The organism is Aestuariispira insulae, assembly GCF_003385955.1.
Classification (GTDB): Bacteria; Pseudomonadota; Alphaproteobacteria; order UBA8366; family Aestuariispiraceae; genus Aestuariispira; species Aestuariispira insulae.
On the sequence record NZ_QRDW01000001.1, the window covers coordinates 148,863 to 173,051 of the forward strand.

At 53.8% G+C, this 24,189-nt stretch carries 31 protein-coding genes and 1 tRNA gene; 6 read left to right on the top strand and 26 right to left on the bottom strand.

Going from position 1 to position 24,189, the window contains the following annotated elements:
* Window positions 1–148 precede the first annotated feature (148 nt).
* Window positions 149–709 carry an IMPACT family protein gene (locus DFP90_RS00730; protein ID WP_115934512.1) on the top strand — a complete coding sequence of 187 codons (561 nt, stop codon included), beginning with the start codon at window positions 149–151 and terminating at the stop codon, window positions 707–709.
* Between the two features lie 276 nt (window positions 710–985).
* Here the strand turns inward: DFP90_RS00730 and DFP90_RS00735 are convergent, their stop codons facing one another.
* From DFP90_RS00735 to DFP90_RS00780, 10 genes are all read right to left on the bottom strand, one after another.
* The gene (locus tag DFP90_RS00735; protein ID WP_115934513.1) at window positions 986–1,198 is read right to left on the bottom strand and encodes a hypothetical protein; all 213 of its coding nucleotides are present in this window, start codon (window positions 1,196–1,198) and stop codon (window positions 986–988) included.
* A 140-nt stretch (window positions 1,199–1,338) separates the two neighbouring features.
* Complete coding sequence (locus DFP90_RS00740) at window positions 1,339–1,734, bottom strand: hypothetical protein (protein ID WP_115934514.1); 396 nt, start codon at window positions 1,732–1,734, stop codon at window positions 1,339–1,341.
* Between the two features lie 28 nt (window positions 1,735–1,762).
* Window positions 1,763–1,839 (bottom strand) — tRNA-Pro (locus tag DFP90_RS00745).
* Between the two features lie 74 nt (window positions 1,840–1,913).
* Window positions 1,914–2,423, bottom strand: a complete 510-nt coding sequence (locus DFP90_RS00750) for a MerR family transcriptional regulator (RefSeq protein ID WP_115934515.1) — start codon at window positions 2,421–2,423, stop codon at window positions 1,914–1,916.
* Window positions 2,424–2,457: 34 nt separating this feature from the next.
* The gene (locus DFP90_RS00755) at window positions 2,458–2,754 is read right to left on the bottom strand and encodes an integration host factor subunit alpha (protein WP_115934516.1); all 297 of its coding nucleotides are present in this window, start codon (window positions 2,752–2,754) and stop codon (window positions 2,458–2,460) included.
* A gap of 107 nt (window positions 2,755–2,861) precedes the next feature.
* Window positions 2,862–3,833 (bottom strand): beta-ketoacyl-ACP synthase III, encoded by a 972-nt coding sequence (locus DFP90_RS00760; RefSeq protein WP_115934517.1) that lies wholly within the window; start codon window positions 3,831–3,833, stop codon window positions 2,862–2,864.
* 21 nt (window positions 3,834–3,854) lie between these two features.
* The gene (gene plsX / locus DFP90_RS00765) at window positions 3,855–4,922 is read right to left on the bottom strand and encodes a phosphate acyltransferase PlsX (protein ID WP_115934518.1); all 1,068 of its coding nucleotides are present in this window, start codon (window positions 4,920–4,922) and stop codon (window positions 3,855–3,857) included.
* 30 nt (window positions 4,923–4,952) lie between these two features.
* On the bottom strand, window positions 4,953–5,132 hold the full coding sequence (gene rpmF / locus DFP90_RS00770; protein WP_115934519.1) for a 50S ribosomal protein L32: 180 nt from the start codon (window positions 5,130–5,132) through the stop codon (window positions 4,953–4,955).
* A gap of 127 nt (window positions 5,133–5,259) precedes the next feature.
* Window positions 5,260–5,829, bottom strand: a complete 570-nt coding sequence (locus tag DFP90_RS00775; protein ID WP_115934520.1) for a YceD family protein — start codon at window positions 5,827–5,829, stop codon at window positions 5,260–5,262.
* Entirely contained in the window at window positions 5,826–6,374 is a 549-nt protein-coding gene (locus DFP90_RS00780) for a ubiquinol-cytochrome C chaperone family protein (protein WP_115934521.1), read from the bottom strand. The genes DFP90_RS00775 and DFP90_RS00780 overlap by 4 nt, the downstream gene beginning before the upstream one ends.
* A gap of 169 nt (window positions 6,375–6,543) precedes the next feature.
* Here DFP90_RS00780 and DFP90_RS00785 point away from each other — a divergent pair, with 169 nt between their 5' ends.
* Window positions 6,544–7,002, top strand: coding sequence for an outer membrane protein assembly factor BamE (locus DFP90_RS00785; protein WP_147300896.1), 459 nt, complete (start codon window positions 6,544–6,546; stop codon window positions 7,000–7,002).
* 22 nt (window positions 7,003–7,024) lie between these two features.
* On the opposite strand, the gene DFP90_RS00790 is transcribed toward DFP90_RS00785, so the two are convergent.
* The 7 genes from DFP90_RS00790 to DFP90_RS00820 form a co-directional block, all read right to left on the bottom strand.
* Window positions 7,025–7,474 carry a hypothetical protein gene (locus DFP90_RS00790; RefSeq protein WP_115934523.1) on the bottom strand — a complete coding sequence of 150 codons (450 nt, stop codon included), beginning with the start codon at window positions 7,472–7,474 and terminating at the stop codon, window positions 7,025–7,027.
* A 31-nt stretch (window positions 7,475–7,505) separates the two neighbouring features.
* Window positions 7,506–8,528, bottom strand: a complete 1,023-nt coding sequence (gene thiL, locus DFP90_RS00795) for a thiamine-phosphate kinase (protein ID WP_115934524.1) — start codon at window positions 8,526–8,528, stop codon at window positions 7,506–7,508.
* Window positions 8,529–8,555: 27 nt separating this feature from the next.
* Complete coding sequence (gene nusB / locus DFP90_RS00800) at window positions 8,556–9,014, bottom strand: transcription antitermination factor NusB (RefSeq protein WP_115934525.1); 459 nt, start codon at window positions 9,012–9,014, stop codon at window positions 8,556–8,558.
* Window positions 9,011–9,475 (bottom strand): 6,7-dimethyl-8-ribityllumazine synthase, encoded by a 465-nt coding sequence (locus tag DFP90_RS00805; protein ID WP_115934526.1) that lies wholly within the window; start codon window positions 9,473–9,475, stop codon window positions 9,011–9,013. Before DFP90_RS00805 ends, nusB begins: the two co-directional genes overlap by 4 nt.
* A 75-nt stretch (window positions 9,476–9,550) precedes the next feature.
* Window positions 9,551–10,696 (bottom strand): 3,4-dihydroxy-2-butanone-4-phosphate synthase, encoded by a 1,146-nt coding sequence (gene ribB, locus DFP90_RS00810; protein ID WP_115934527.1) that lies wholly within the window; start codon window positions 10,694–10,696, stop codon window positions 9,551–9,553.
* Window positions 10,693–11,304 carry a riboflavin synthase gene (locus tag DFP90_RS00815; protein ID WP_115935460.1) on the bottom strand — a complete coding sequence of 204 codons (612 nt, stop codon included), beginning with the start codon at window positions 11,302–11,304 and terminating at the stop codon, window positions 10,693–10,695. The genes ribB and DFP90_RS00815 overlap by 4 nt, the downstream gene beginning before the upstream one ends.
* 417 nt (window positions 11,305–11,721) lie before the next feature.
* Window positions 11,722–12,675 carry a DMT family transporter gene (locus DFP90_RS00820; protein ID WP_115934528.1) on the bottom strand — a complete coding sequence of 318 codons (954 nt, stop codon included), beginning with the start codon at window positions 12,673–12,675 and terminating at the stop codon, window positions 11,722–11,724.
* Between the two features lie 107 nt (window positions 12,676–12,782).
* Here DFP90_RS00820 and DFP90_RS00825 point away from each other — a divergent pair, with 107 nt between their 5' ends.
* Window positions 12,783–13,673 (top strand): LysR family transcriptional regulator, encoded by an 891-nt coding sequence (locus DFP90_RS00825; RefSeq protein ID WP_115934529.1) that lies wholly within the window; start codon window positions 12,783–12,785, stop codon window positions 13,671–13,673.
* Here DFP90_RS00825 and ribD read toward each other — a convergent pair.
* The 4 genes from ribD to rpiB all read right to left on the bottom strand — a co-directional run bounded on the left by ribD (window position 13,670) and on the right by rpiB (window position 17,090).
* Window positions 13,670–14,785: a bifunctional diaminohydroxyphosphoribosylaminopyrimidine deaminase/5-amino-6-(5-phosphoribosylamino)uracil reductase RibD gene (gene ribD, locus DFP90_RS00830; protein WP_342767779.1), complete on the bottom strand. Its 1,116-nt coding sequence runs from the start codon at window positions 14,783–14,785 to the stop codon at window positions 13,670–13,672. The two genes, DFP90_RS00825 and ribD, sit on opposite strands and share 4 nt — an antisense overlap.
* Entirely contained in the window at window positions 14,775–15,239 is a 465-nt protein-coding gene (gene nrdR / locus DFP90_RS00835) for a transcriptional regulator NrdR (protein ID WP_115934530.1), read from the bottom strand. Before nrdR ends, ribD begins: the two co-directional genes overlap by 11 nt.
* A 43-nt stretch (window positions 15,240–15,282) precedes the next feature.
* Window positions 15,283–16,587: a serine hydroxymethyltransferase gene (gene glyA, locus DFP90_RS00840; RefSeq protein WP_115934531.1), complete on the bottom strand. Its 1,305-nt coding sequence runs from the start codon at window positions 16,585–16,587 to the stop codon at window positions 15,283–15,285.
* Between the two features lie 68 nt (window positions 16,588–16,655).
* On the bottom strand, window positions 16,656–17,090 hold the full coding sequence (gene rpiB / locus DFP90_RS00845) for a ribose 5-phosphate isomerase B (RefSeq protein WP_115934532.1): 435 nt from the start codon (window positions 17,088–17,090) through the stop codon (window positions 16,656–16,658).
* Window positions 17,091–17,545: 455 nt separating this feature from the next.
* Between rpiB and DFP90_RS00850 the strand changes: the two genes are divergently transcribed.
* On the top strand, window positions 17,546–17,980 hold the full coding sequence (locus tag DFP90_RS00850; RefSeq protein ID WP_115934533.1) for a Ros/MucR family transcriptional regulator: 435 nt from the start codon (window positions 17,546–17,548) through the stop codon (window positions 17,978–17,980).
* A gap of 112 nt (window positions 17,981–18,092) precedes the next feature.
* Here the strand turns inward: DFP90_RS00850 and DFP90_RS00855 are convergent, their stop codons facing one another.
* Window positions 18,093–18,869 (bottom strand): phosphatase PAP2 family protein, encoded by a 777-nt coding sequence (locus DFP90_RS00855; RefSeq protein WP_115934534.1) that lies wholly within the window; start codon window positions 18,867–18,869, stop codon window positions 18,093–18,095.
* 83 nt (window positions 18,870–18,952) lie between these two features.
* Window positions 18,953–19,207, bottom strand: coding sequence for a DUF6898 family protein (locus tag DFP90_RS00860; RefSeq protein WP_115934535.1), 255 nt, complete (start codon window positions 19,205–19,207; stop codon window positions 18,953–18,955).
* A 227-nt stretch (window positions 19,208–19,434) separates the two neighbouring features.
* Here DFP90_RS00860 and DFP90_RS00865 point away from each other — a divergent pair, with 227 nt between their 5' ends.
* On the top strand, window positions 19,435–20,628 hold the full coding sequence (locus DFP90_RS00865) for an acyl-CoA dehydrogenase (RefSeq protein WP_115935462.1): 1,194 nt from the start codon (window positions 19,435–19,437) through the stop codon (window positions 20,626–20,628).
* A gap of 182 nt (window positions 20,629–20,810) precedes the next feature.
* A complete protein-coding gene (locus tag DFP90_RS00870) occupies window positions 20,811–21,455 on the top strand; it encodes an MlaC/ttg2D family ABC transporter substrate-binding protein (RefSeq protein WP_181905117.1) in 645 nt (214 codons plus the stop codon).
* Window positions 21,456–21,548: 93 nt separating this feature from the next.
* Here DFP90_RS00870 and DFP90_RS00875 read toward each other — a convergent pair whose 3' ends face one another.
* The 3 genes from DFP90_RS00875 to DFP90_RS00885 all read right to left on the bottom strand — a co-directional run bounded on the left by DFP90_RS00875 (window position 21,549) and on the right by DFP90_RS00885 (window position 24,186).
* Window positions 21,549–22,040 (bottom strand): MarR family winged helix-turn-helix transcriptional regulator, encoded by a 492-nt coding sequence (locus DFP90_RS00875; protein WP_115934537.1) that lies wholly within the window; start codon window positions 22,038–22,040, stop codon window positions 21,549–21,551.
* Window positions 22,041–22,156: 116 nt separating this feature from the next.
* Window positions 22,157–23,044, bottom strand: a complete 888-nt coding sequence (gene mmsB / locus DFP90_RS00880; protein WP_115934538.1) for a 3-hydroxyisobutyrate dehydrogenase — start codon at window positions 23,042–23,044, stop codon at window positions 22,157–22,159.
* Window positions 23,045–23,127: 83 nt separating this feature from the next.
* Window positions 23,128–24,186, bottom strand: a complete 1,059-nt coding sequence (locus DFP90_RS00885; RefSeq protein ID WP_181905118.1) for an enoyl-CoA hydratase/isomerase family protein — start codon at window positions 24,184–24,186, stop codon at window positions 23,128–23,130.
* Window positions 24,187–24,189 lie beyond the last annotated feature (3 nt).

The following is a 24,189-nucleotide window of genomic DNA, read 5'->3' on the forward strand; positions in this document are numbered from 1 at the left end:
AGTTAATTCTTTCGCGGGTGCAGCATAGGATATACTCAACTTTTCCTGAATAATCAGAGACCTACCCCGAATGGGCATCTTAGGTAGCTGTAACCTTTCACCGTGATTTTGGATTGCCAGCCCACTGGCAGTTGGCTAAGCCTAGCCCATGAAAACCGTTCAAGAAGAACATGGCGCCGAGGTAGAGATAAAGCGCTCCCGCTTCATCGCCCATCTAGTGCCTTTCGCCCAATTCAAAAAACGATTGGAAGCGCTCAGAGAAGCCCATCCCAAAGCAAACCACCATGTCACTGCGTTCCGCCATCTCAATGAGCATGATCAGGTGGTTGAGGGCAGTCGAGATGATGGCGAGCCGTCAGGCACCTCTGGCCCCCCTGCCCTCAAGGTTCTTCAAGGCAATGACCTGATCAATGTCGGCGTGATCATTATCCGCTATTTCGGCGGTACAAAGCTTGGCACCGGCGGACTTGCCCGAGCCTATGCCCTAGCCACGGCCACTGTTATCGAAGAGGCTGACCTCTCGGTCTGGCAAAAGCAGTCCTGTGGCGAGGTTTCCCTGGATTTTTCTCAGCTATCCGCATTCGAAAGAGATTGTGGACAGGCAGGATTGCACATCGAAGAGCGGAAATTTCACGCCGAGGGAGTCACCGTTTCCATCCAGGGTGGAAAAACAGCAATCGACGCAATCTTATTGAAATGGAACGAATAATACACGCCTGGCCTGTATATTGCTTGTGCTTATCCCGAGAAAGTTGGCTTATTGGGATGCAAACAATGAAAAACGAATTTCAGGTGAAGTACCACTATTGTGACCCTCTTGGACATTCAGAGGATAATGCGCTGGACGCCATCCTGGCTATCCAGGATCACCGGCGTAAATTTGAGCCCGTGCATGATATAGTCTGGGAAGAAGAAGAATTGTGTTATCACATGCTAGACCGGCTTAACTAAGCCGGTCTACTGTCCCGGAAAAGACATTCCGGTTTCACTGCCAGATGCCGCTATCAAGCGATCTGTATTCCTGGTAGGTGGCGCTTTGCAAATATCCGATCCGGTCAAGCACTCTCAGCCAGACCGCCGCCGCTTCCGGATCATTGTCGCGCCAGGACTGGTCGGCGCGTTTGGACGCAAAAAACCAAGCTTTGTCACGGTACTGATCAATCAGCATGGCTGCTGTCCTGTTGGCATCAATATCCATCTTAACTGCCCCCTAAATTCCCTTTCAGGTCGTCATGGGGACAGTCTAACAGTCAGCCGTTAATACTCTCCTAAAGAGGAGTTAACCCAGTCTTAATTTTAGCTCTTTATTTCGGCTATTCATGAACCTGCACAGCAATCTCAGTGATCGGAGGGTTCGAGAAACTTGTCGCCAAGACCAGTGTCATATTCAAGTCCCTGGGGCATCAAGGTCACCTGGCCGCCCGGGCGGGCTTCCTCCCGGACCAAGCCCTTGCGCTTCAAAGCGACCCAGACTGCTGGATTGTCAAAACCGCTGGCATCCTTGGAAGACACAACAAATGCACCGACATGCACATGGTTACCATGGGCGTGAGGCAGCCTGGTCAAAGTCACCTCGCCCGTTTCCGCATCGGTGATGGCGCCGGCCGGATCACGCGCCAGCACCTGTGCCAATGCCAGGGTCCGGAGTTGAAGTTTGTTCAATTTCAACGGGTTTTTCTTTTGCATCGGTTTGCTTTCTTCCAATGGCTCTTGCGCAAAATAAAAAGCAGGCATCTGGTTTTCACCGGATGCCTGCCTTAATTGGTCGGGATGGCTGGGTTCGAACCAGCGACCTCTCGTCCCCCAGACGAACGCGCTACCAGGCTGCGCTACACCCCGATCATGTCCCTCATTGGGCGGAGCGGAACATAGCGTCACGCCCGGCCTCTGGCAAGAGCAGAGTTAAAGATTTTTTACGCGTCCAGCCGTTCGCGTAAAAGACCATGAATACTGGAAAGTTCATCATAAATGGAGCGCAATTCCATGCGTTCCACGGTGGTCATTCCCTTTTCCCCACCGGTATGGCCACCAACCGCCGCGATCGCGTCAACCAAGTCATGCTGGCCATCTTCACCAGCAATAGCCGGAGTAGCCTTTGCCGGGGCCGCCGACACAGTCATAGGTGTGCTCTCGCCCGTCAACACCACTTTCACGCCCTTTTCACGCAAAAGTTTTTGAACACCCTTGATGGTATAGCCTTCCGCATACAACAGATCACGGATCCGTTGCAGCAACAGCATATCTTCCGGGCGATAATAGCGACGCCCGCCCGCCCGCTTCAGCGGCTTCACCTGGTTGAACTTGGATTCCCAGAAGCGCAACACATGCTGCGGCACATCCAGGCTCTTGGAAACCTCAGAAATGGTCCGGAAAGCGCTGGCGGATTTTGCGCCACGCTTACCCGCCGATCCCTCAGCATTCATTGGGTCAAACCCCTTACTTTACGTATTATTGGTACTAGCCGCCGTTATTGATACGGTCTTTCAAGACATGGCTCGGCCGGAAAACCAGCACTTTGCGCGGCAAGATCGGAACTTCTTCACCGGTCTTAGGATTGCGGCCAATCCGCTGGCCCTTTTGACGGACTGAGAAACTGCCGAAAGAGGACAATTTCACGGTTTCCCCTTGCACCAAGGCATTGGACATTTCCGCCAGCACCGCTTCAACAAGATCCGCAGATTCATTTCTGGAAAGCCCGACTTCCTGATAAACGGATTCGGCCAATTCAGCGCGCGTTACGGTCTTACCAGACATCACGACCTCCCCGAAGTTCCTGATTTAATTGGTTGAGTTCAATAAAATGGTACTCTTTGGGACGATGGTCGTCAATGAATTAGGCAACCAATCAAGCCAATTATTGCTTACCAACGCAGCAATGCCGCCCCCCAGGTAAAGCCGCCCCCCATCGCTGTCAGGGCAATCAAATCACCCGGCTTGAACGACTGGGTCGCCACACCATGGGTCAGCGCCAACGGAATGGTTGCAGCTGAGGTATTGGCATGTTCCTGCACAGTCACGATCACATTGTCCTGGGGAACGCCCAACTTATCACCGACCTTGGCGATAATGCGTGCATTGGCCTGATGCGGGATCAGCCAGTTCAGGTCCGCTTTGGCAAGCCCCGTCCTGGCAATGACATTTTCCACAGACTGGCTCATCCGGGAAACCGCATGACGGAAAACTTCCTGACCGGCCATGCGCACATGACCCGCGTGGCCGGTTGTCGCGACCCCGCCATCCACGTAAAGGGCATCATAATGGCTGCCGTCTGTGCCGGTTTCAGTCGCCAAGACACCACGATCGGCAGAGGTTCCATCCCCTTCAGCCGCCTGCAGCACAACAGCGCCGGCACCATCGCCAAAAAGCACACAGGTACCGCGGTCTTCCCAATCCAGGATACGGCTGTAAATCTCAGCGCCGATCACCAGTGCTTTTTTCGCCTGGCCAAGACGGATCATGTTATCCGCCTGGGTCAACGCAAATATAAAGCCGCTGCACACCGCCTGGATGTCAAAAGCGGGCCCCTGATGCACGCCAAGTTTGGCTTGGACGCGGGCTGCCGTCGCCGGAAAAGTATTGTCCGGAGTTGTTGTCGCCAGGATCAAAAGGTCAATTTCACGGGCATCCACACCGGCCATTTTCATGGCCGCCCGTGCAGCATTTGCCGCCAGATCACAGGTCAGCTCGCCTTCGCCGGCCACATGTCGGCGTTCAATCCCGGTACGCTGGCGGATCCATTCATCCGAGGTATCGACAATCTTGGAAAGATCATCGTTGGTCAGCACTTTCTCTGGAAGATAGGCGCCAACGCCCGTAAGAATGGATCGAATCATATCCTGCCCGCCGTTATATCTTTATTGGTTCGAAGAGACCTCGACAGACTTTTCATGTCCGTTTTCGACCGCACCAACCTTCAATTGTTCAAAATCATCTCGCATGCGCGCTATGAAATTATTGGCCGCCATTTCAGCCGCGACGCCAATGGCGTTGGAAAAGCCATAGGCATCCGTACCGCCATGACTTTTGACAGCAATGCCATTCAGCCCAACGAATACGGCCCCATTATAATGCCGTGGATCGACTCGTTTACGCAGCCGGCCCATGGCTTTGGCTGCCAGAAGATAACCCAATTTTGCGAAAATGCTGCTGGAAAACGCATCTTTGAGGAAGCCAGTGATCAGGGCAGCGGTGCCCTCGGCGGTTTTTAGGGCAATATTGCCGGTATAACCATCCGTAACGATCACATCGACAGTGCCTTTGCCGATATCATCGCCTTCGACAAAGCCCTTGAACACAATCGGCAGGTCCGTGTCACGCAGCATGGTCGCCGCGAGCTTAACCTCGTCCTTGCCTTTAAGTTCTTCGGTTCCGACATTCAACAGCGCAACTGTCGGGTTCTGGATTCCCATCACCGTTCGGGCAAAAACCTCGCCCATAACCGCAAATTGAACCAGATTATCGGCATCACATTCCACATTCGCCCCGAGATCCAGCATACAGCTGGCCCCGTTCAGGGTTGGGAAAGTGGAAACAATTGCCGGGCGGTCAATGCCCGGCAATGTCCGAAGGCCAAACATGGCCATAGCCATCAATGCACCGGTATTACCGGCCGAAACCACACCATCCGCCTCACCATTGCGCACGGCATCAATTGCCAGACGCATGCTGGATTTGCGACCTGTCCGCAATGCAACAGAGGGCTTATCGGTCGCAGCAACCGCCTGATCCGTATGCCTGATATCCACACAGCCCTTGAGCAAGGGTTGTGCATCGACCAGCGGCTTCAGCCGATTCTGATCGCCATAAAGCAGAAAGCTGGCCTGGGGCAGTTTCGCCCGGGCCAGCGCCGCCCCCTCAACAACAATTTCCGGGGCGTTATCGCCACCCATGCCGTCCAGGGAAATGACCAGTGGTTTTGTCACGTGTGCCTTCTTGGTCGAGAGCTCAAACGATTAAGCAGAAGCCTCTACCACATCACGGCCATCATACTGGCCGCAAGAAGCACAAACATGATGCGGGCGCTTCAGCTCACCACAGTTGGAGCACTCGTTGTGTGCCGTGCTCTGCAAGGAGTCGTGAGCGCGGCGCATATTGCGGCGAGACGGGCTCACCTTTCTCTTAGGAACAGCCATTGTTCTAAATCCGGTCTATCTTTGAAAAACAAATCTCTTCGGGGTTTCACAAAACTGTAAAACCGCCAAGTGCGGCAGTTTCATAACGAAAAAGACTGCCAATCGCAAGTCACTATATCGGAAAAGCCTACTTTTTTTTGCCATCCTTCAATTGTGCCAGTACTGAAAACGGGTTACTACGCCCGCCATTCACGTCAAATTCGCGGCCTTTTTCCGCCGCACCCGCCTGCATAGCACCAATATCAGCCCCCTTCGCACGCGGGTATGGCTCCATCATCAACCCCAGCTGCTGGGCGACCAACTCGCCAAGGTCGATGGTTCCATCCTCCATCGGCTCCCGCGGATCAGCTTCTTCAAGGTTATGCTGGATTTCCTCTTCCTCTATATCATCGGTAGAGAACTCCGCGTAGAAATCCTCATCCACGCTTTCGGGCACCGGATCCAGGGTAACAATGCAAGTTTGCACCAAATTCGCCTGAATCTCGCCTTCAACACGGACAATCGTGCCATCGACCAGCGGCTTGGCATGCAGATGCGCCTTCATGCCATCCAGGGATTTCAAGCCAAAACGCCGGGCCAGAGCCGCACGGATCTCCTCATCCAGATCAAATTTGAAATGACGCCCTTCACGGGGCAAATCAGCTGCCGTGATCACATGGCTGAATTCTCTGCCGTTTTCGGCCTGCTCATTCTTCATTGGCTCAAACCTTCTTTCGTGTAACCGATCTCGCCCTTGGCAAATCCATCTAAAGGCAGCTGGCTCAGATGACGGCTCTGGGCCTTCATGTAGGAGCTGATCGCTTCCGCCCCCGCCCTGTCACCTTCTTCGCGGCGATAGACATTGCGCAAAACCGCATCGGCCAGCATTGAATCGTCATTTTCTTCATAAGCCGTTTGGTAAGCCTCGATCCGACCGTAGAGCGCCCGTGCCATCTTCTGCACCTTCTTCCCGACACTCATGTCACTGGCCCCCATTTCGCGCAGACTGCTGTCCATATCGGAGATTACAAGATTGACCAGGGCCTGCGTCACCGGCCGGATGGTTTTTTCCTCACGCAAGCGCTCCAACAGTAAAAAAAGATGGATCGCTATCATGTCAAAACGGCCGTCCACGCTGTCTGCAACCCCATAATCCCTATAAAAGGCAACCTGTCGGGCCTGTTCAACCACGTCCTGATACAGTTTCCCGGCAAGCTCGTTTTCCGGCCTGCGCAGCAGCAAGTTTTTGGCCCAGTTCAACATAATCCGTCCTTCAACAGACCGTCCGCACAGTATCGGCTAGGAAACGGCGAATCAGAATATCATGGTTTCGTTGACAGCGCCGCGCAGCAGTGTAAATTTGCGCGCGGCAAGCATCCGCAGCAGGATGTAACAATTGCTCTGCTTTTTGAAAAGTAAATTGGTGCGGTTCATGGCGATGAAAACAATTCTGGGCAAATTCAGCAAGACCACCCGATTCGGTCTGTCGGCGATTGCCATCACCATGATGACGTCCGCCTGTTCGCCAAAGGTTGAACAGCGCGGCAATATGCCGACGCCTTTCCAAATGGAACAGGTGGCGGTTGGCAGTTCAACAAAATCTGATATCCAGCAGATCCTTGGATCGCCTTCGACAGTCGGCACCTTTGACGCCCAGATCTGGTATTATATGAGCCGCCGCACCGAACAATGGGCCTTCTTTGAACCCGAAGTTCTCGAACAGCAGGTTCTTGTCCTCTATTTCGACGACAGATCCGTCTTGCAGAATATGCAGCGCTACACCGAAGAAGACCTGCGCAGAATCGCCCTGCAGGAACGCGAAACACCAACCGCCGGCCACAGTCTGACGGTTCTGGAACAGATGCTGGGCAATTTCGGTCGCTTCAGATAAGCGCGTCGTCGCCCGGTTTTTCCTAGAAATTCTTCTTTTCATAGACACCCTGTATCAGGATGTCCGTTACCACGCCTCGTCCCAAAACATGGCGGCTCGCGCGCATCAGCCGGGCTGTTACTGCACGGACATTAATCGGCTTGTCCACCGGCACAGTGCTGAAATAGTCATGCAATTCCCGGAGATAGGCATCCTTCAGCCGCGGACGATAGCGTTCAACTTTTTCCCGCGCATCAGAATCAACCAATTCCAGCGCGGTTTTCAGCAAAACAAACTTCATCACCCGCCCATTCCGAATCACCGGTATGGAGATGGAATCCATCTCTTCGAATTCCGGCGGGGGCGGCAGTGGCGCTTCTTCAACCACATTCTCTTCCGGCGCATTCATCACATAGAGATAATAATAGGCACCGCCTCCTCCGCCTCCCAGCAGAAGAATCAAGATGAGCATAATGATAATCAGTTTTTTCATCTCGAGACCCGAAACCTACTTACTAACCCAGTCAGATATGTGTGTATTTGAGATTGTCTAAATTAACCCTGTTTCCATCAGCATCCAAAACCGCCACCATGCCTGATGTATAAGCGGCCGTTATCTCGCCTATGGCTGTAACGGGAATTCCCGTGGCCTCGGCCTTGCGTTCAAACGCCGCCTTATTCTCTGCTGCCACGGTCAATAACAGTTCATAATCATCACCCCCCGTCAACACCGAGATCATCAGGTCCGGATCACCAGCCAACAGTTCGGAAGCGGGGTCAGACAGCGGAATGAGATGACTGTGAAGCACTGCCCCCAGACCAGAGGTACCGGCCATAGCCGCCAAATCCCCCACAAGCCCGTCGGAAACATCCATAGCCCCGTTTACAAGCCCACGGACGCCTTCACCTAACGCCAGACGGGGTTCCGGGATTTGGTAACGCCGCACAAGTTCCGCAGCCCCCGGAAGCCCGATGAAATCGCCGCGCGCCGCCATCAGCCCCAACGCACCATCACCAATGGTCCCGGTCACGTACACAAGATCTCCGGCCTTGGCACCATCACGGCGCATCATCTGTCCCTTGGGTATTAAGCCATAGGCATTGATGGTCAGAACTTCCGGCCCCTCGGTGCGCACGCTATCCCCGCCAATCAGGCGGATACCGAAGGTCGCCTGTTCTTCTGCCAATCGCTCGGCAAAGGCCCGGACCCAGCCATCATCAACGCTCACCGGTAAAGCCAATGACAGGGAATAGCCAAGTGGAGCCGCCCCCTTGGCCGCGAGGTCTGATAGGTTTACCCGCATCAGTTTGGAGGCGATGTCACCCGGTCCATCTTTTGCCAAAAAATGAACATGACGGACAATCGTGTCGGTGGTAACAACAAGATCATCCCCTTCCGGCACCGTCAGCAAAGCGGCATCATCCCGCAGGTTCAAACTGTCGGGGTGCCCCAGAGTCAGCGGCGCGAGAAACTCTCTTATTCGCCCGAACTCTCCTAGGGACGCGCACTTTTCGGGATGACTGCCACCCGATGTCTTATCTGTCATCAGGCCTCCTCGCGCCATCCCAGGCCATCAATCTTCCAGATTGTCGGAACGAAGCGTTTTCGCCAGACGGTCCAGGACACCATTGACAAAACCGCCTTCACCCCCTCCAAAGAATGAGGTCACAACCGTCAGATACTCACTGATGGTCAAAGGCGGATCAATATCACCCCGGGCCACCAGCTCATAGGCGCCGGCCCTCAGGATGCAGCGCATCAAAATTTCCATATTGTTGATATTGCGCTCTCCGGTCATGGCACTGTTGATCATGGCATCCAGATCGTCCTGGCGCTCGACCACGCCACGCACAATATCGGTGAAGAGCGCACTGTCAGCAGCTATTTCCTGCCCCTCCAGCTCCGCTGTCGCACCGCGCTTGGCGAATTCCGCAACGACAGCATTGACCGAATGATCGGTCAAAGACATGTCATAAAGCGCCTGAACCGCCGCCAGGCGGGCCGCGCGGCGCCGTTTACCCTTGCTACTCATCGTGGGAACAGCCCGAACTGGGTTTTCAGGTCAATCATACCAAGACAAGCGCGCGCGACTTCACCGCCCTTATTCTTCTGCTCACGGCTGGCACGCGCCCAGGCCTGATCCCGGTTTTCCACCGTCAACACGCCATTGGCCAGGGACAGGCCATGCTGAATGGAAAGATCCATCAATCCGCGGGCGCTTTCGCCGCAGACATAGTCATAGTGCGATGTTTCCCCGCGGATGACACACCCCAGCGCGATATAGCCATCGAACTTGTGCTCATCGTTCAGTTCCTGCTGAATGATCGCATAGGAGATCGCAGAGGGGAGTTCAAACGCACCCGCAACTTCAAATCGTTCATAAGTCGCACCAGCCGCTTCCAATGCCTCAATGGCACCTGTGGCCATTTCGTCGGCAATATCGTCATAGAAGCGGGCTTCGACGATCATGATATGAGGCTTCTTGTCTGCCATTTTGTTCTCTTTTACTCAGTCAGTTATTTGGTCGAGCGCGCAAAGCATACTCAATTCCGCCAGCGCCATACAGGATTATTCTCCGATCGGACGGCGGCCGACAACTGTCAGACCATAGCCTTCCAGACCGATAATGGTCTTGTCCGTATTGGACAGCAGTTCCATTTCAGTGATCCCCAAATCCAATAGGATCTGAGCACCAACGCCATAGTCACGCAGCTGTTGGCTGGCCGTGTGACTGGACGGGCGATCCAGTTTTTGATGCACCCTCGCCGACAAGGCTTTGGGATGCGGTTCCCGGATAAGAACAATCACGCCGCGCCCTTCGTCCCCGATGATTTCCATCGATTTCCTTAGTTCGCCGGCCTTACCTGATTCCGTATCACCCAGCATGTCATCCAGAATATTGGAGGCATGCATACGCACCAACACCGGCCCGCCATGGGAGATATCCCCTTTCACCAGCACAACATGTTCGGCATAGCTAAGCTCGTTGACATAGACATTCAGCTTGAAATCACCGCCAAACTCAGAGGTAAAGGGAACCTCTTCGGTCCGCTTAACCATATGGTCGTGGCGGCGCCGATAGGCAATCAGATCTGCGATTGCACCAACCTTGAGCCCGTGCTCTCCGGCAAATTCAACCAGATCAGGCAACCGGGCCATCTCGCCATCATCATTCATGATCTCGCAAATCACGCCTGATGGGTTCAGGCCGGCAAGCCTGGCGATATCCACAGCCGCTTCCGTATGACCGGCGCGGACGAGAACGCCCCCTTCACGCGCCACCAGTGGAAATACATGCCCAGGTGTCGCAATATCAGCACCGGTCGAACCCGGATCAATGGCCGTGGCAATGGTGCGCGCCCTATCCGGGGCAGAAATGCCGGTCGTCACCCCTTCCCGAGCTTCAATGGACACGGTGAAGGCGGTTCCAAAGCGACTGGAATTGGTTTGCGGCATCAGATGAAGCCCCAGTTGATCGCAGCGCTCCGGCGTCATGGAAAGACAGATTAGGCCACGACCGTATTTGGCCATGAAATTGATGGCTTCCGGCGTCGCCATCTGGGCCGGGATCACTAGATCCCCCTCATTCTCCCGGTCTTCATCATCCACCAGAATGAACATCCGGCCATTGCGGGCATCATTGATAATATCTTCAATCGGGGACAGCACGGCCTTCTCCTGCTCGCTTCGCTTCGATTTACAATCATCACTCATGAGTTCAGCCTATGATCCATCAGGCGGGCGACATAGCGCGCCAACGCATCCACCTCAATATTCACCTCATCACCGGCGGAAACCTCGCCAAAGGTTGTTTCGGACGCCGTATGCGGAATGATATTCACACCAAAGACATCCCCCTCAACCTCGTTGATGGTCAGAGAAACACCGTTAAGGACCACCGATCCTTTTGCAGCGATATATTGCATCAGATTTTCCGGCACCTGAAACCGAAAACGAATGCTGTCGCCTTCCAGTTCCCTGCCAACAATTGTGGCTTTGCCGTCAACATGCCCTAGGACCATATGGCCACCCAGCTCATCACCAAGCTTCAGCGCCCTCTCCAGGTTGAGGCGGGTGCCAACCTCCCAGTTCCTGGCGGTGGTCAGGCTCAAGGTTTCCTCAGATGCATCGGTCGAGAACCAGCCTTTGCCATTGCTGGCAGTACCTTTTTCAGTCACCGTCAGGCACACACCGGAACAGGCAATCGAAGCACCGATATCTACTGAATCCATATCATAAGAGGTTTCAATGACATAGGTCGTGTCCCCTTTGGTTTCCACTGACCGAACGGTACCGATATCGGTGATAATCCCTGTAAACATAAATTCCTCTGTCTTCCGGCCTACCATCGGGCCACGAACACCGATTGATGGGGCCCAGGATCCTGAGTTCGCCCGCCCCTACAGGCGCAAAGGCTTTTCCGCCGGGTCTTTTAGGATGATACGCCCCAGAATACTAACAAAAAATGGTACAAGATAGCCGTAACACCATTCCCGGCCATGATCCATACCGGCCCGTTACAAGGAAAAACAACCCCGAACAAACAGAAGCACCCCAAGCATTTGGGATGCTTCTGTCTGGATGATACTCCCACAATGTGGTGGGGTCATCCCCCCACAGAGTCGGCCGTTAACCCTTCAAACAACGTTTAGAGGGCTGAGTGATGATACACAAAATGCTATGAGATATCCACTTGAATCACACTGAAACCCTGACCTACAGCCATTTTCCGCCTGATCTCACCCGGAATGACGCCGCTGCCCAACGGACAAATCCACTCTTTGGGCGCCGACAATTGTGTTCGCTGGTGTTCTTGTCACAACAAGACCGCTGGCAACCAAAAAACCGGCTCCTATGAATCCCCAGACCGTTAACGCCTCTCCAAAGAATATCCAGCCGAGCACGGCAGAATATAATATCGTCACATAGGCAAAGGGTGCCAAAAAGGTTGCATCCGCTTTGCAGTGTGCCAGGAAATTCAAGCTCTGGCCGACAAAGGCCAGCGGACCCATCAGCAAAAGCAACGGCACCCAACCGGTCCAAGGCATTCCCTGATCCGACAGAAGACATAACAGTGCGGACAACGCCGTGCCCGTTCCATTCACGATGAACAGCATCGGCATCAACCGGTCCCCGGAACTCGCCTGTTTCAGGTAAGTTATCTCCGCTGCGATAAAGGCTGCTGCCATCAGGGCAATGCCCGCCGGGCCGGTGAAGATGGCCGGGCTGATGGATTGGCCTTGCGCAAAAATGACACAAATCGCGCCCAGAAAACTAAGAGCAATGGCCAAACAGCGTTTCAAACCAACGGCTTCCTTCAGGAAAATTGCACTGAAAAGCAGCAGGAAACCGCCCTTGGTAAAACTGATGGTCATGACATCAGCAAAATGCATATGGCCCGCCGCATAGACAATACAGCCCACAGCACCGACACCAAAGCATGCCCGGATCACATGCTTCAAGGGCTGCCTGCTGGCGACCACCCCCGGCCACTGAGAGGGTTTATGGCGAACCGCGATAAATAGACATATGCATATAAAAGCACTGGCAAATCGAATGAAGGCAACTTGCTGCCAGCCTAGATCTGCCCCGGCAATTTTTGGCAAAAAAAACATCAGCGAAAAGAAAAAGCAGGCCAACAGCACCGAACCGGCAGCGGCCAGCACCTCTCCATTCATCCCGTTACTAATCATTATCCACTTCCTCCTTGAAGAAGGAGATATTGGACTGTTAAAATATCTATATAAATTCTTAAAATTGAATATTTAATATTCAAATTTTTATATATCAGGTAAGTGAAGTGCTAAACGACTGGGACAATATTCGATTTTTCCTGGCTGTTGCCGAAACCGGCAGCCTATCCGCCGCCGCGAAGCAGGTTGGCAGCACTCAGCCAACGGTGGGACGTCATATCAGCATATTGGAGGAGCGAACCGGTCTGCGCCTTTTTGATCGCGGGCGCGAAGGGCTGCGCCTAACCCGACAGGGCCTGGCGCTTCTGGACACGGCCCGCAAAATGAAGGATGCCGCTGAGGCCTTCTCATTGCAGGGCGATGCATTGGACGAAACCGCATCCGGTACAATCCGCATTTCATCCAATGCACAACTGGGACAGTTTTTATTTCATCACCTCCGCGATCTGAAAGACCACCTGCCCTCCATCCAAATAGAGCTTGTCACTTCTCAACTGGATCCCAATCTCTCCCGGCGTGAAGCCGATATCAACCTGCGTTTTTGCCTGCCGGACGCGGGCAACTTGATTGCCAGGAAAATGGGTGCCATGGATTTTGCGGTCTATGCCACTGCCGCATTTGTGGACCGTCATCCCGAAGCTCTTGACGAAAGACGATTTAGTCTTCCCCACTGGGTTGTCTTTGATGAAAAAAATCAATTGGAGACCGGCAATAGCTGGCTGACCAAGAAATTGAGCGCAACGCCCCATTATCGAACAGATACGGTTCAAAATCAGCGTACAGCGATCTTATCCGGCGCCGGCATGGGGGTGATGCCCGCTTTTTCCGCCATCGCAGATCCAAGGCTCGTTGAGGTGGGAAAAATTGATAACGGTTTGCGGTCAACCATCCATATGATCATTCATCAAGACCTGCGCCACACGCCATTGGTCAAAGCCAGCAGCAATGCCCTTGTCAGGATATTTAATCAGTTTGGAAAAGATCTTTTAGTCCCTTAACGGGATAGCCGGAGCCGATAAACTTCCAGAAGATCCGGCCCCAGTTGCCTGCGCTCCACACAGTTGAATTTCGGCATATCAGCGATACTGTCCAGCCGTAAGCCGGCCACAGACGCACGCCCATCCCCCCCGATCAGAGAGCCGGCCCGGAACCAGGCAATTTCATCCACCCGCCCGGCCCGAAACAGCGAAGCCGCCGTTTCACCGCCACCTTCAACCATCAAACGGGTGATGCCCGCATCACCCAGCATGCGCAGCATGGCCATCACATCGATCCGGCCATCACCATCCGCCTGACAGTCCAGCACATGGACACCGGCATCCTCCAGCAAGGCCCTCTTGCCCGGATTCATACCAGGCAGACAAAAGATCCAGACCGGTATTTGCCGGGCCGAATGAACCAACTTACCATCCAGCGATATCCGCAAGGTGGTATCCAGAACCACCCGAACCGGCACCCGATCTTCCAAACCCGGCAGGCGGCAATTCAGCATCGGATCGTCGGCGGCAACCGTCCCGATCCCGGCCAATACCGCATCATGGGTGGCTCGGATCATATGGCCATACTGGCGCGCCCGCTCGCCGGTGATCCATTGGCTTTCACCATTTTCCAGGGCAATTCGACCGTCCAATGTAGTCGCCGTTTTAAAAGTCACCATAGGTCGCCCTCTGGTGACCCTGGAGAAAAAACCGGCATTGGCAGCATCCGCCTCTTCCCGGCAAACACCTTCGGTGACGTCAATACCCGCAGCCTGGAGCATGGCGATGCCGCGTCCGCTGACCCTTTCATCGGGATCGCGAATCGCCGAAACAACGCGGGCAACGCCGGCATCAATCAAAGCCTGGGAACAGGGGCCGGTCTTGCCGGTATGACTGCAGGGTTCAAGGGTCACATAAGCGGTGGCACCGCGGGCCTGTTCACCGGCACGGCGCAAAGCCTCAGTCTCTGCATGGGGACGCCCGCCGGGCTGGGTCCAGCCCCGACCGACAACGGCGCCATCCTTGACCAGCACACAGCCAACAGACGGATTGGGCCAAACAATACCAAGGCCGCGCCTGGCAAGTGCCAGCGCGGCCTGCATATGGCGGATATCATGCAAGTCAGTCGTCACCTTCGACGCGCACTTCCTTGTCGATGAAATCTTCAAAATCGGATACTTCGCGGAAGTTCTTATAAACCGACGCATACCGCAGGTAGGCCACCTGATCGAGCGCCTGAAGGGCTTCCATCACCATCTCACCGATGGTCTTACATTTAATCTCGCTCTCACCGCTGCTTTCCAGGCGGCGCACGATCGAGTTGACCACCCGCTCCAGCCGCTCCGGATCCACATTACGTTTCCGGAGCGATATCTGGATCGAGCGCATCAGTTTGTCACGATCAAAGGGTTCCCGTGAATTGTTCTTTTTCAGGACGGTAAGTTCCCGAAGCTGAACACGTTCGAATGTCGTAAATCTCGCTCCGCAATTCCCGCACAACCGACGCCGACGAATGGCAGCATTATCCTCTGTTGGGCGCGAATCCTTGACTTGCGTATCGTCATGGCCGCAGAACGGACATTTCATTGGGAACCCCCTAGATCGTTACTAAAACTCCAAGCTCCCTATCTTAGAACAAAGAGTCATAGATCGGGAAGCGTTTGCACAGATCTTCCACTTTGGCGCGGACAGCTGCTTCAACTTCACCGTTATTTTCGCCATTAGCGACCAATCCGTCCAGTACTTCGATGATCATTTCACCGATCTGTTTGAATTCTTCAGCTTTCAGGCCACGGGACGTGGCAGCCGGGGTGCCAAGACGAATGCCGGAGGTAACCATCGGTTTTTCCGGGTCAAACGGAATGCCGTTTTTGTTACAGGTCAGGCCAGCGCGCTCCAGCGCATGCTCAACAACGTTACCGGTCAGGCCTTTCGGACGCAGATCCACCAGCATCAGATGGGTGTCGGTGCCGCCGGACACAATGTCCACACCGCCTGCAACCAGGGTTTCCGCCAATACCTGGGCGTTTTCAATCACCTGTTTCGCGTATTCCTTGAATTCCGGCTTCAGCGCCTCACCGAAGGCCACAGCCTTGGCGGCGATCACATGCATCAGCGGGCCGCCCTGCAGACCCGGGAAGATGGCGGAGTTGATCTTTTTCGCCAGTTTTTCATCGTTGGTCAGGATCATGCCGCCACGCGGACCACGCAGGGTCTTATGGGTGGTGGTGGTGGCCACATCAGCATAGTCCAGCGGGTTCGGATGCAGGCCAGCCGCAACCAGACCAGCGAAATGCGCCATATCAACCATCAGCAATGCGCCAACAGAATCGGCGATCTCACGGAATCGTTTGAAGTCCAGGATACGCGGATAAGCAGAACCACCGGCAATGATCAGCTTCGGCTTATGTTCCTGGGCCAGTTTCTCGACCTGCTCGAAATTGATGCGTGCATCATCTTCGTTCACATCATACTGGATGGCATTAAACCATTTCCCGGACTGGTTCGGCGCCGCACCGTGGGTCAGATGACCGCCACAGGCAAGGTTCAGGCCCATGAAGGTGTCGCCCGGCTGCAGCAGCGCCTGGAACACGCCCTGGTTCGCTTGGGCACCGGAATGCGGCTGAACATTGGCAAATTCACAGTTGAAGAGTTTTTTAGCGCGTTCGATGGCCAATTCTTCGGCAACGTCGACCACTTCACAACCACCATAATAACGGCGGCCCGGATAACCTTCGGCATATTTGTTGGTGAAGACAGAGCCCATGGTCTGCATCACGGCGCGGCTGACGATATTTTCAGACGCGATCAGCTCGATACCGTCCTGCTGACGTACCCATTCGCCTTCAAGCGCCTTGTAGATTTCGGGATCCGCATCCTTCACAGGAGCGTCATAAAAGCCGTTAAAGCCAAAAAGATCCTGCCGGTCGGTCATGATCGTCCACCCTTTTCGTTCACTATTGCCCAGCGGCCATCGCTGGTGCGAGATTATAAAAATTATCCTTAGGACATCTTGTCGATGCGACGCTGATGGCGCCCGCCTTCAAACTCTGTCTCCAGGAACACCCTAAGACAATCCAGAGCGACTTCCGCGCCCATCGTGCGAGCGCCCAATGCAAGCACGTTTGCGTCATTATGCAGCCGGGTCAGCCGGGCATCAGTCGAATTGCTGCATAGGGCGGCCCGAACATGCCGGTGTCGGTTGGCCGCAATTGAGATACCGATCCCAGTGCCGCAGACCAACACGCCCAGGCTGGCCGACCCTTCTTTCAGGCAATCCGCCATCTTGTCGGCATAATCCGGATAGTCGACGGAATCCAAGCTGTCCGGCCCCAGATCCAGAGCCTGATAGCCGTTTTGACCGAGCCATTCGGCCAACTCGGATTTCAGCGCCACACCAGCGTGATCGGAAGCAAGTGCGATAACGGGCTGGGACATTGGCAAAGATCTCCATGCAATCAGTTTTTGGAAGTTGCGCGTTGATTAACACAGCGCCTTGAAAAAAGCCAGCATACAAGACCGTCAAACACCGCGTTTCTCTGCGGCTTAGGGGGGTTAAACCGATATATTCAAAATACATTGCAACCGGGACTAAAAAATCAACAGCACCCGCGTTCTACGCCCCCTCTTAGTGGCAACTGAATACTCAAACTGTTATCGAAACATCCGAACTCCCTAATATTACAACAGTAAGTAAAGGGATTTTTATTATCCGGCGCGCTTTTCCATGATTTCTTATTGCATTTTTTATTGTCTGGTGTTTTTTTATAATTTGAAAATTTTTTGCCGTTTTGCGAATCGGTTGTTCCGGCTTCCGGAAGAATTGGACGGCCATTTCACTTGTGATCGCTTGGGACTGATCACGTCTGCATGTTGAACAAGGGGAACTCAGAATGAGCCATGACAAGCAGCGCCATGCCGCCCGCGCAGAGTTGCTTCGCTTTAGCACCAATGTGGTCAGCTCCTATTTAGGCAACCACCAAACCAACAGCTCCAACATCCCACAATTGATAGAAACCGTTTATGCCTCCTTCACCAAACTGAATGGAGCGTCCGGTGCCGTGTCCGCACGCCAGTCGAAGAAAGCGGCCACCTCTGTCAAACGCTCCGTCACTCCGGACTACCTGGTCTGCCTGGAGGATGGCAAAAAACTGAAAATGCTGAAGCGCCATTTGCGCACCAATTATGGCATGACCCCGGAAGAATACCGCGCGAAATGGGGTCTTCCGGCTGATTATCCTATGGTTGCCCCGAATTATGCCGCCCAGCGCTCAGCCTTTGCCAAGAAAATTGGCCTTGGCAAGAACCGGCCCATGGCAATCCAGTAAGCAAACAGATAACGAGCACCGTGCCCACAAGGCCGGCAAAAAAAAGAAAGAGGCAGCCAAACGGCTGCCTCTTTTCAATTCCGGCCTTCTTATTCCGCGAGGAGGCCCCGTTTTAATCCGGTGATATCCCGATCTTGCGCAAGACCGGCCACAGCAGCTTGTCGCTGGCCGGCTTTACCAGCCGCTGCAAACCTTGCAAGGCGGGCGACCCAACCATCCAGGGATAGGTCGCCAGGGTAAACCCAACCGCGCCGACCAGCACGTCGGATATCCAATGCCCGCCCCCCATAAGGCGCGGCATGGTATTGGCCAGGACGATAAAACCAGCCAAGACAGTCAGCCAGGGCCGCTTGATAAAAACCACAAAACCAATGAAATAGATTAATGCAGTTACCCCGTGATCACCGGGAAACGAATCATTCGATCCCGTTTTGGGCTGCAACTCCGGAAACATTTTTGAAAGATCAACGAATGGCCGCAAATCATTGGAGGGACTCCAGCGTCCGATTTCGCCGCCAAGCCGCTTGGCAATGAAGACCGCAATGAGCATGGAAAAACCGATCAGAAGAACCCGGGCAAGCCGCTCATGCGGCGCCCAACGTCGATCAAAAATCATCACCCAGAGCAACGGCAATGCCATCAGTATCGCCCAGACGATATCAGCGGCCCTGGTATTGAGATAAGCCCAAAGCTGACTCCACGCCCCACTTTCCAGAAGCGAGCCATTCAGGAAGAAGAATGCTTTGCGATCGAGCCAATCCCAGATAGGAACAAGCGGCCCCCAGAAAAGACTGCCTACCCACACGACAGAAAGGACAGTGCAGCCCGCGATCAAACCGGGGCGCCAATGCTGCCCAGCATCTGAATATTTATAACTATTATCAGCCATGCGGCCGAATTTAGCCGGGCGTCACAAAAATGCAACTCTACAGTTCTAGGAGAAAATGCCGGGGGCCTCAACGCCGACGAGAATCACAGATCCCAACCACTGGGAATATCCTGCGGACGCCGTCTTTGCTTGTCCTGGTCTTCCAACCGCGCACGGAGCATCCGATCTAATTTGCGTATCGCATGGCTCTTGAGAATGTCTGGCCCGACAGAAGGGTCTCCAACAATGGAAACCTCCAACTTACTCACCGGATCAATTGCGCTCACTTTCACATAAGCGCCCTGCCGGACCATTTCGATAATGGCCCCCTCTGGCAAGATGTCCGATTTAAACCGCATGTGTCCGTTTATCCATCCATGAACGACGTTGAATTATCTCATAAATGACTGGTTCGCGAAATCTGCCAAGACGATTTTTTGTGCAGTTGCGAAAAAATATTGAAGCTTGGACTTCAAACCGCGCCGGAAAATGTCTATACAACCATTGGCAACATAACCTTTTACGCATCCCCCCAACGGCAAAACAGGAAGCCAGGCGGATGCGGTTAAAGTGATTGGAGAATACCATGGTCGCAGAAACCAGGGCTGCTTTTAACTGGGAAGATCCGTTCCAACTGGAAGAGCAACTCACCGAAGAAGAAAAGATGATCAGGGATACCGCCCGCAATTATTGTCAGGACAACCTGATGCCGCGGGTATTGGAAGCAAACCGTCATGAAAAATTCGACCGTGAGATCATGAATGAATTCGGCTCTCTGGGCCTGCTCGGCATGACCATTGGCGAGGAATATGGCTGTGCGGGTGTCAACTACACCGCCTACGGGCTGGTTTCGCGCGAGGTAGAACGCGTCGACAGCGGATACAGATCCGCCATGTCGGTGCAATCCAGTCTGGTGATGCATCCTATCCATGCCTATGGTTCCGAAGCGCAGAAACAGAAATACCTACCGAAATTGGCAACCGGCGAATGGATTGGCTGTTTTGGTCTGACCGAACCGGATCACGGGTCTGACCCCGGCGGCATGAAAACACGGGCGCGCAAAACCGACGGTGGCTATGTGTTGAACGGTGCCAAGATGTGGATCACCAACTCTCCCGTTGCCGATGTTTTTGTGGTTTGGGCAAAAACCGACGATGATGTCATTCGCGGATTCATCCTCGAAAAAGGCATGAAGGGCCTGAGCGCCCCTAAGATTGAAGGTAAATTCAGCCTGCGCGCCTCCGTCACCGGCGAGATTGTGATGGACAATGTTGAAGTGGGTGAGGAACAACTGTTACCCAATGTCTCTGGCCTCAAGGGACCATTTGGCTGCCTGAACAATGCACGATACGGAATTGCCTGGGGTGCCTTGGGTGCCGCAGAATTCTGTTGGCATGCAGCCCGGCAATATACTTTGGACCGGAAACAATTTGGTCGCCCGCTTGCCGCAAATCAGTTGATCCAGAAGAAGCTCGCGGACATGCAGACCGAAATCGCACTTGGCCTTCAGGGGTGCCTGGCTGCCGGCCGCCTGAAAGACGAAGGCCGTTGCCCGGTGGAGACCATCTCCCTGATCAAGCGGAACAGCTGCGGCAAGGCCCTGGACATTGCCCGGATGGCCCGCGACATGCACGGCGGCAATGGTGTCTCCGATGAGTTTCATGTGATTCGTCACGTCATGAACTTGGAGGCGGTCAATACTTACGAGGGCACCCATGACGTCCACGCCCTCATCCTGGGACGTGCCCAGACCGGCCTTCAGGCCTTTACTGGAGCCTGATTCCATCGTATGAACGGTTCTGCCGGATAGGAAGCTTTTGTTCCTATCCGGCTTGGCTGTTGTATTGGGGGGAAAGTCAATTTTCGGCACGGATTTGGTGCTTCGCACACCAAATCTTCGTGATAGTGTGCCATTATCAATTGACTTAATCCCGGCGACTCCAAATTATTGTTCGCGAGCAATTGACCCTGGAGGCAGTGGTGCGTCGTATATTTTTTACTTTTTTCCTGGCATGTTTTGTCGCGTTTTCAGGACAGGCAAATGCCTCGGGATCGCAAACCGACCTCAAAGCCGCTGAAAAATTTGTCAGCGCTTTGGGCGAACGGACAATCAAATCTCTAAAGGGGCGCTCCGTTGACGACCCTAAGCGCGTCACCCTCATGCGCGACCTGTTGGCCGAATCCCTTGATATTGAGCGTATCGGCCGCATTGTGCTGGGCACCCAGTGGCGCAAGGTCGATAAGAGTCAGCAGAAGGCCTATCAAGAGATCTTCCGTGAATATGCCCTGATGAAATATGCGGTACTTGTTTCCGGATATGATGGTGAAACCTTCAGCATCACCAACAGCCAGCAAGCAGGTCGAAGCGACGCCATGGTATTCACAGACATCCTGAAAGACGGCAAGCCCCTTGCCGCTGTGGGCTGGCGCATCACCACACAGAAAGGTGAGCTAAAGATCCTTGACGTGAAAGTCGAGAAAATCAGCATGGTTCAGACTGAAAAAAGCCAGTTCCAGACCGTTCTGCAAAAAGAGGGTTTTGACGGCCTTCTCTCTCAGCTCCAGCAGCAGTTGGATAAGATGGAAGCCAAGCTGGCCTCTAACTGACAAACACCGGTTTTCATCTCCAAAAACCAAGGGGCGCGACCGATATGGATCGCGCCCCTTTTTTGTTTTTCATTCAAGCAGTTAGCGGCCAGATCAGCGGGCAGGACCGTAACCAAAGGTATGAAGCAGGAATCGCTCCAGCCTGTTCAATACCGCCCCGGTATATTGGAGCTGCTCGGAATTAATCCCAGTCTCGGCCAATTTGTCAGATTGCAGTTCAAGGATTTCGTTCACCTTATCGCGAACGTCTTTTCCTTTATCGGACAGGCGCACCCGAATAGACCGGCGGTCATGGGTAGATCGTTCCTGGATTAAATAGCCATTTTCGACCATCTTGCGCACATTGTAGGAAACATTGGATCCCAGGTAATAGCCACGGTGGGTCAATTCACCGACGGTCAGCTCATCATCACCGATATTATACAGGATCAGGGCCTGAATATTGTTGATATCACGAACCCCCAGCCGGTCAATCTCCCCTTTGACTACTTCCAGGAACTGACGGTGAAGCCGCTCAATCAACCGAATGGCATTGAGATAGTCGTCTTTCAGACCCAAGTTATTTTCTTCGACGGTTTGGTTCATGCTTGAACTATCACTAATATTGAGAGATTTCAGGCTACTATAAACTCCGCAAGAGCCCACGCAAAGTACTTACTTTGAACAATACTATAGCTGAATGGACCTTGTGCAACATTTCACTACTTCCGCCCCCCTCTAATCATTTCAATTATTCCGGAAAAATCCGTCAGTTCCTTGCCTGATTCAGCAAACTTCCGGTAAAGCTCCGCAGCATGACGCCCCAACTCCGTTTCCGCACCAACCTTTTGTGATGCCTCCTGGGACAGGCGCAGGTCTTTAAGCATCATGGCAGTCGCAAAACCGGGTTGATATCCTCGGTTGGCCGGCGAGCCCGGCACCGGTCCAGGCACCGGACAATAGGAGGTCAACGACCAGCATTGCCCGGAAGCGGTTGAGGCAACGTCAAACAATTTCTGATGATCAAGCCCCAGCTTTTCCGCGAGAACAAACGCTTCGGCGACGGAAATCATCTGGATTCCCAGCATCATATTGTTGCAGATCTTTGCCGCCTGCCCCGTTCCCGCACCGCCACAATGGACCAGAGTCTTGCCCATAACCTCCAGATAGGGCTTTGCCCGTTCAAATGCCGCTGGCTCACCGCCAACCATGAAGGTGAGCGTCCCCGCCTCCGCCCCGGCCACTCCTCCGGAGACAGGCGCATCCAACATCAAAAACCCCTGCTTTCCAGCCTCGGCCTCTACATCCCGGGCCGTCGCCACATCAATCGTGGAACAATCGATGAGCAATGTAGAATCGCCCGCATGTTTCAAAACCGTATCGAGATAAACATTGCGCACATGCGGTCCGGCCGGCAGCATGGTGATCACAACATCCACATCCTTCACTGCATCCGCCGAATCAACCGCGGGTATTGCGCCTTTATCCGCTATCGCACGCACTAACGCCGGGGAGAGGTCAAAAACCTTCACATCGTGCCCGGCACATACCAGGTTTGATGCCATCGGCCCTCCCATATGCCCCACACCAATGAAACCGATTTTTGCCATGACACAGCCTCCCTGAAATGAAGAAACCGGCACCAGGGCAACCTGGAACCGGTTTTCATCATATAAAGAGCGACCAGACCTGTTTAGGAAAAACTGAGGTCCCGTGCGCCAAGGGGCTCAAACGCCTTGCTAATATCGGCATCCGCCACGTCCGTTAACGCGGCTGGTTTCCAGGTGGGGTTATGATCCTTGTCCACAAGCACCGATCGAATGCCCTCATAAAAATCATGACCCGCCATGCAAGCCTGACTCAAACGGTACTCCATGATCATGCAGTCATCAAAACCAAGCTTACGTCCCCGCCGTAACTGCTGGAAGGAAAGCTTCATAGAGGTCGGTGACTTCTTAGACAGAAACTTCAGGGTCTCCGCCGCAAAATCACTGCCTTCCGCCTCCAGAACTGACAGGATCTCCTCAACCGAATCTCTGCCAAAGCATCGGTCAATCGCGTCAAAATTGGCTGCGATCGGCGCCGCATCAGCCACGCCCGCATAACGTTCAACGAGCGAATCGACGATGGACTGTGCCGCACCAGCCCCCCAATCCGCTGCTGTGAGATCCGCCTCCAGACACTCAAGATCACCTGATTTCAAAATGTCGGTTGCAATACCGGTCGCCAGACAGTCTGCCGCCTTCAGCCGCGCGCCCGTCAGCGCCAGATACATACCGCTCTCACCAGGGCATTTATTCAAAAACCAACTGCCGCCCACATCCGGAAACAGGCCAATGGCGGTTTCAGGCATGGCAAAAAGCGTGGTTTCCGTGACAATCCTGTGGCTTCCATGAACAGACAAACCAACGCCGCCGCCCATGGTAATCCCATCTAGGAACGCAATATAGGGTTTGTTCAACTGATGGATACGCCGGTTCAGGATATATTCCTCGCGGAAGAAATCCTGGGTCAGCGGATCACCTTTTTTACCGGCCTCCCAAACCGCGCGCACATCACCGCCGGCACAAAATGCCTTTTCCCCCGCTCCTTTGATCAGGATCGCATGCACCTGATCATCATCGGACCATTTCCGCAGCACGGGATCCAATTCACGGATCATGCCCAAGGTCAGGGCATTCAGGGCCTTGGGGCGATTCAAGGTAACAATGCCAACGCCGCCTTTTACGTCAAACAGGATTTCAGCTTCCATTCC

Coding starts and splice junctions, on each gene's coding strand:
- DFP90_RS00730 (WP_115934512.1), top strand. CDS start 149: ATGAAAACCGTTCAAGAAGAACATGGCGCCGAGGTAGAGATAAAGCGC.
- DFP90_RS00735 (WP_115934513.1), bottom strand. CDS start 1,198: ATGGATATTGATGCCAACAGGACAGCAGCCATGCTGATTGATCAGTAC.
- DFP90_RS00740 (WP_115934514.1), bottom strand. CDS start 1,734: ATGCCTGCTTTTTATTTTGCGCAAGAGCCATTGGAAGAAAGCAAACCG.
- DFP90_RS00750 (WP_115934515.1), bottom strand. CDS start 2,423: ATGAATGCTGAGGGATCGGCGGGTAAGCGTGGCGCAAAATCCGCCAGC.
- DFP90_RS00755 (WP_115934516.1), bottom strand. CDS start 2,754: ATGTCTGGTAAGACCGTAACGCGCGCTGAATTGGCCGAATCCGTTTAT.
- DFP90_RS00760 (WP_115934517.1), bottom strand. CDS start 3,833: ATGATTCGATCCATTCTTACGGGCGTTGGCGCCTATCTTCCAGAGAAA.
- rpmF (WP_115934519.1), bottom strand. CDS start 5,132: ATGGCTGTTCCTAAGAGAAAGGTGAGCCCGTCTCGCCGCAATATGCGC.
- DFP90_RS00775 (WP_115934520.1), bottom strand. CDS start 5,829: ATGAAGAATGAGCAGGCCGAAAACGGCAGAGAATTCAGCCATGTGATC.
- DFP90_RS00780 (WP_115934521.1), bottom strand. CDS start 6,374: ATGTTGAACTGGGCCAAAAACTTGCTGCTGCGCAGGCCGGAAAACGAG.
- DFP90_RS00785 (WP_147300896.1), top strand. CDS start 6,544: ATGGCGATGAAAACAATTCTGGGCAAATTCAGCAAGACCACCCGATTC.
- DFP90_RS00790 (WP_115934523.1), bottom strand. CDS start 7,474: ATGAAAAAACTGATTATCATTATGCTCATCTTGATTCTTCTGCTGGGA.
- thiL (WP_115934524.1), bottom strand. CDS start 8,528: ATGACAGATAAGACATCGGGTGGCAGTCATCCCGAAAAGTGCGCGTCC.
- nusB (WP_115934525.1), bottom strand. CDS start 9,014: ATGAGTAGCAAGGGTAAACGGCGCCGCGCGGCCCGCCTGGCGGCGGTT.
- DFP90_RS00805 (WP_115934526.1), bottom strand. CDS start 9,475: ATGGCAGACAAGAAGCCTCATATCATGATCGTCGAAGCCCGCTTCTAT.
- ribB (WP_115934527.1), bottom strand. CDS start 10,696: ATGAGTGATGATTGTAAATCGAAGCGAAGCGAGCAGGAGAAGGCCGTG.
- DFP90_RS00815 (WP_115935460.1), bottom strand. CDS start 11,304: ATGTTTACAGGGATTATCACCGATATCGGTACCGTTCGGTCAGTGGAA.
- DFP90_RS00820 (WP_115934528.1), bottom strand. CDS start 12,675: ATGATTAGTAACGGGATGAATGGAGAGGTGCTGGCCGCTGCCGGTTCG.
- nrdR (WP_115934530.1), bottom strand. CDS start 15,239: ATGAAATGTCCGTTCTGCGGCCATGACGATACGCAAGTCAAGGATTCG.
- glyA (WP_115934531.1), bottom strand. CDS start 16,587: ATGACCGACCGGCAGGATCTTTTTGGCTTTAACGGCTTTTATGACGCT.
- rpiB (WP_115934532.1), bottom strand. CDS start 17,090: ATGTCCCAGCCCGTTATCGCACTTGCTTCCGATCACGCTGGTGTGGCG.
- DFP90_RS00850 (WP_115934533.1), top strand. CDS start 17,546: ATGAGCCATGACAAGCAGCGCCATGCCGCCCGCGCAGAGTTGCTTCGC.
- DFP90_RS00855 (WP_115934534.1), bottom strand. CDS start 18,869: ATGGCTGATAATAGTTATAAATATTCAGATGCTGGGCAGCATTGGCGC.
- DFP90_RS00860 (WP_115934535.1), bottom strand. CDS start 19,207: ATGCGGTTTAAATCGGACATCTTGCCAGAGGGGGCCATTATCGAAATG.
- DFP90_RS00865 (WP_115935462.1), top strand. CDS start 19,435: ATGGTCGCAGAAACCAGGGCTGCTTTTAACTGGGAAGATCCGTTCCAA.
- DFP90_RS00875 (WP_115934537.1), bottom strand. CDS start 22,040: ATGAACCAAACCGTCGAAGAAAATAACTTGGGTCTGAAAGACGACTAT.
- mmsB (WP_115934538.1), bottom strand. CDS start 23,044: ATGGCAAAAATCGGTTTCATTGGTGTGGGGCATATGGGAGGGCCGATG.
- DFP90_RS00885 (WP_181905118.1), bottom strand. CDS start 24,186: ATGGAAGCTGAAATCCTGTTTGACGTAAAAGGCGGCGTTGGCATTGTT.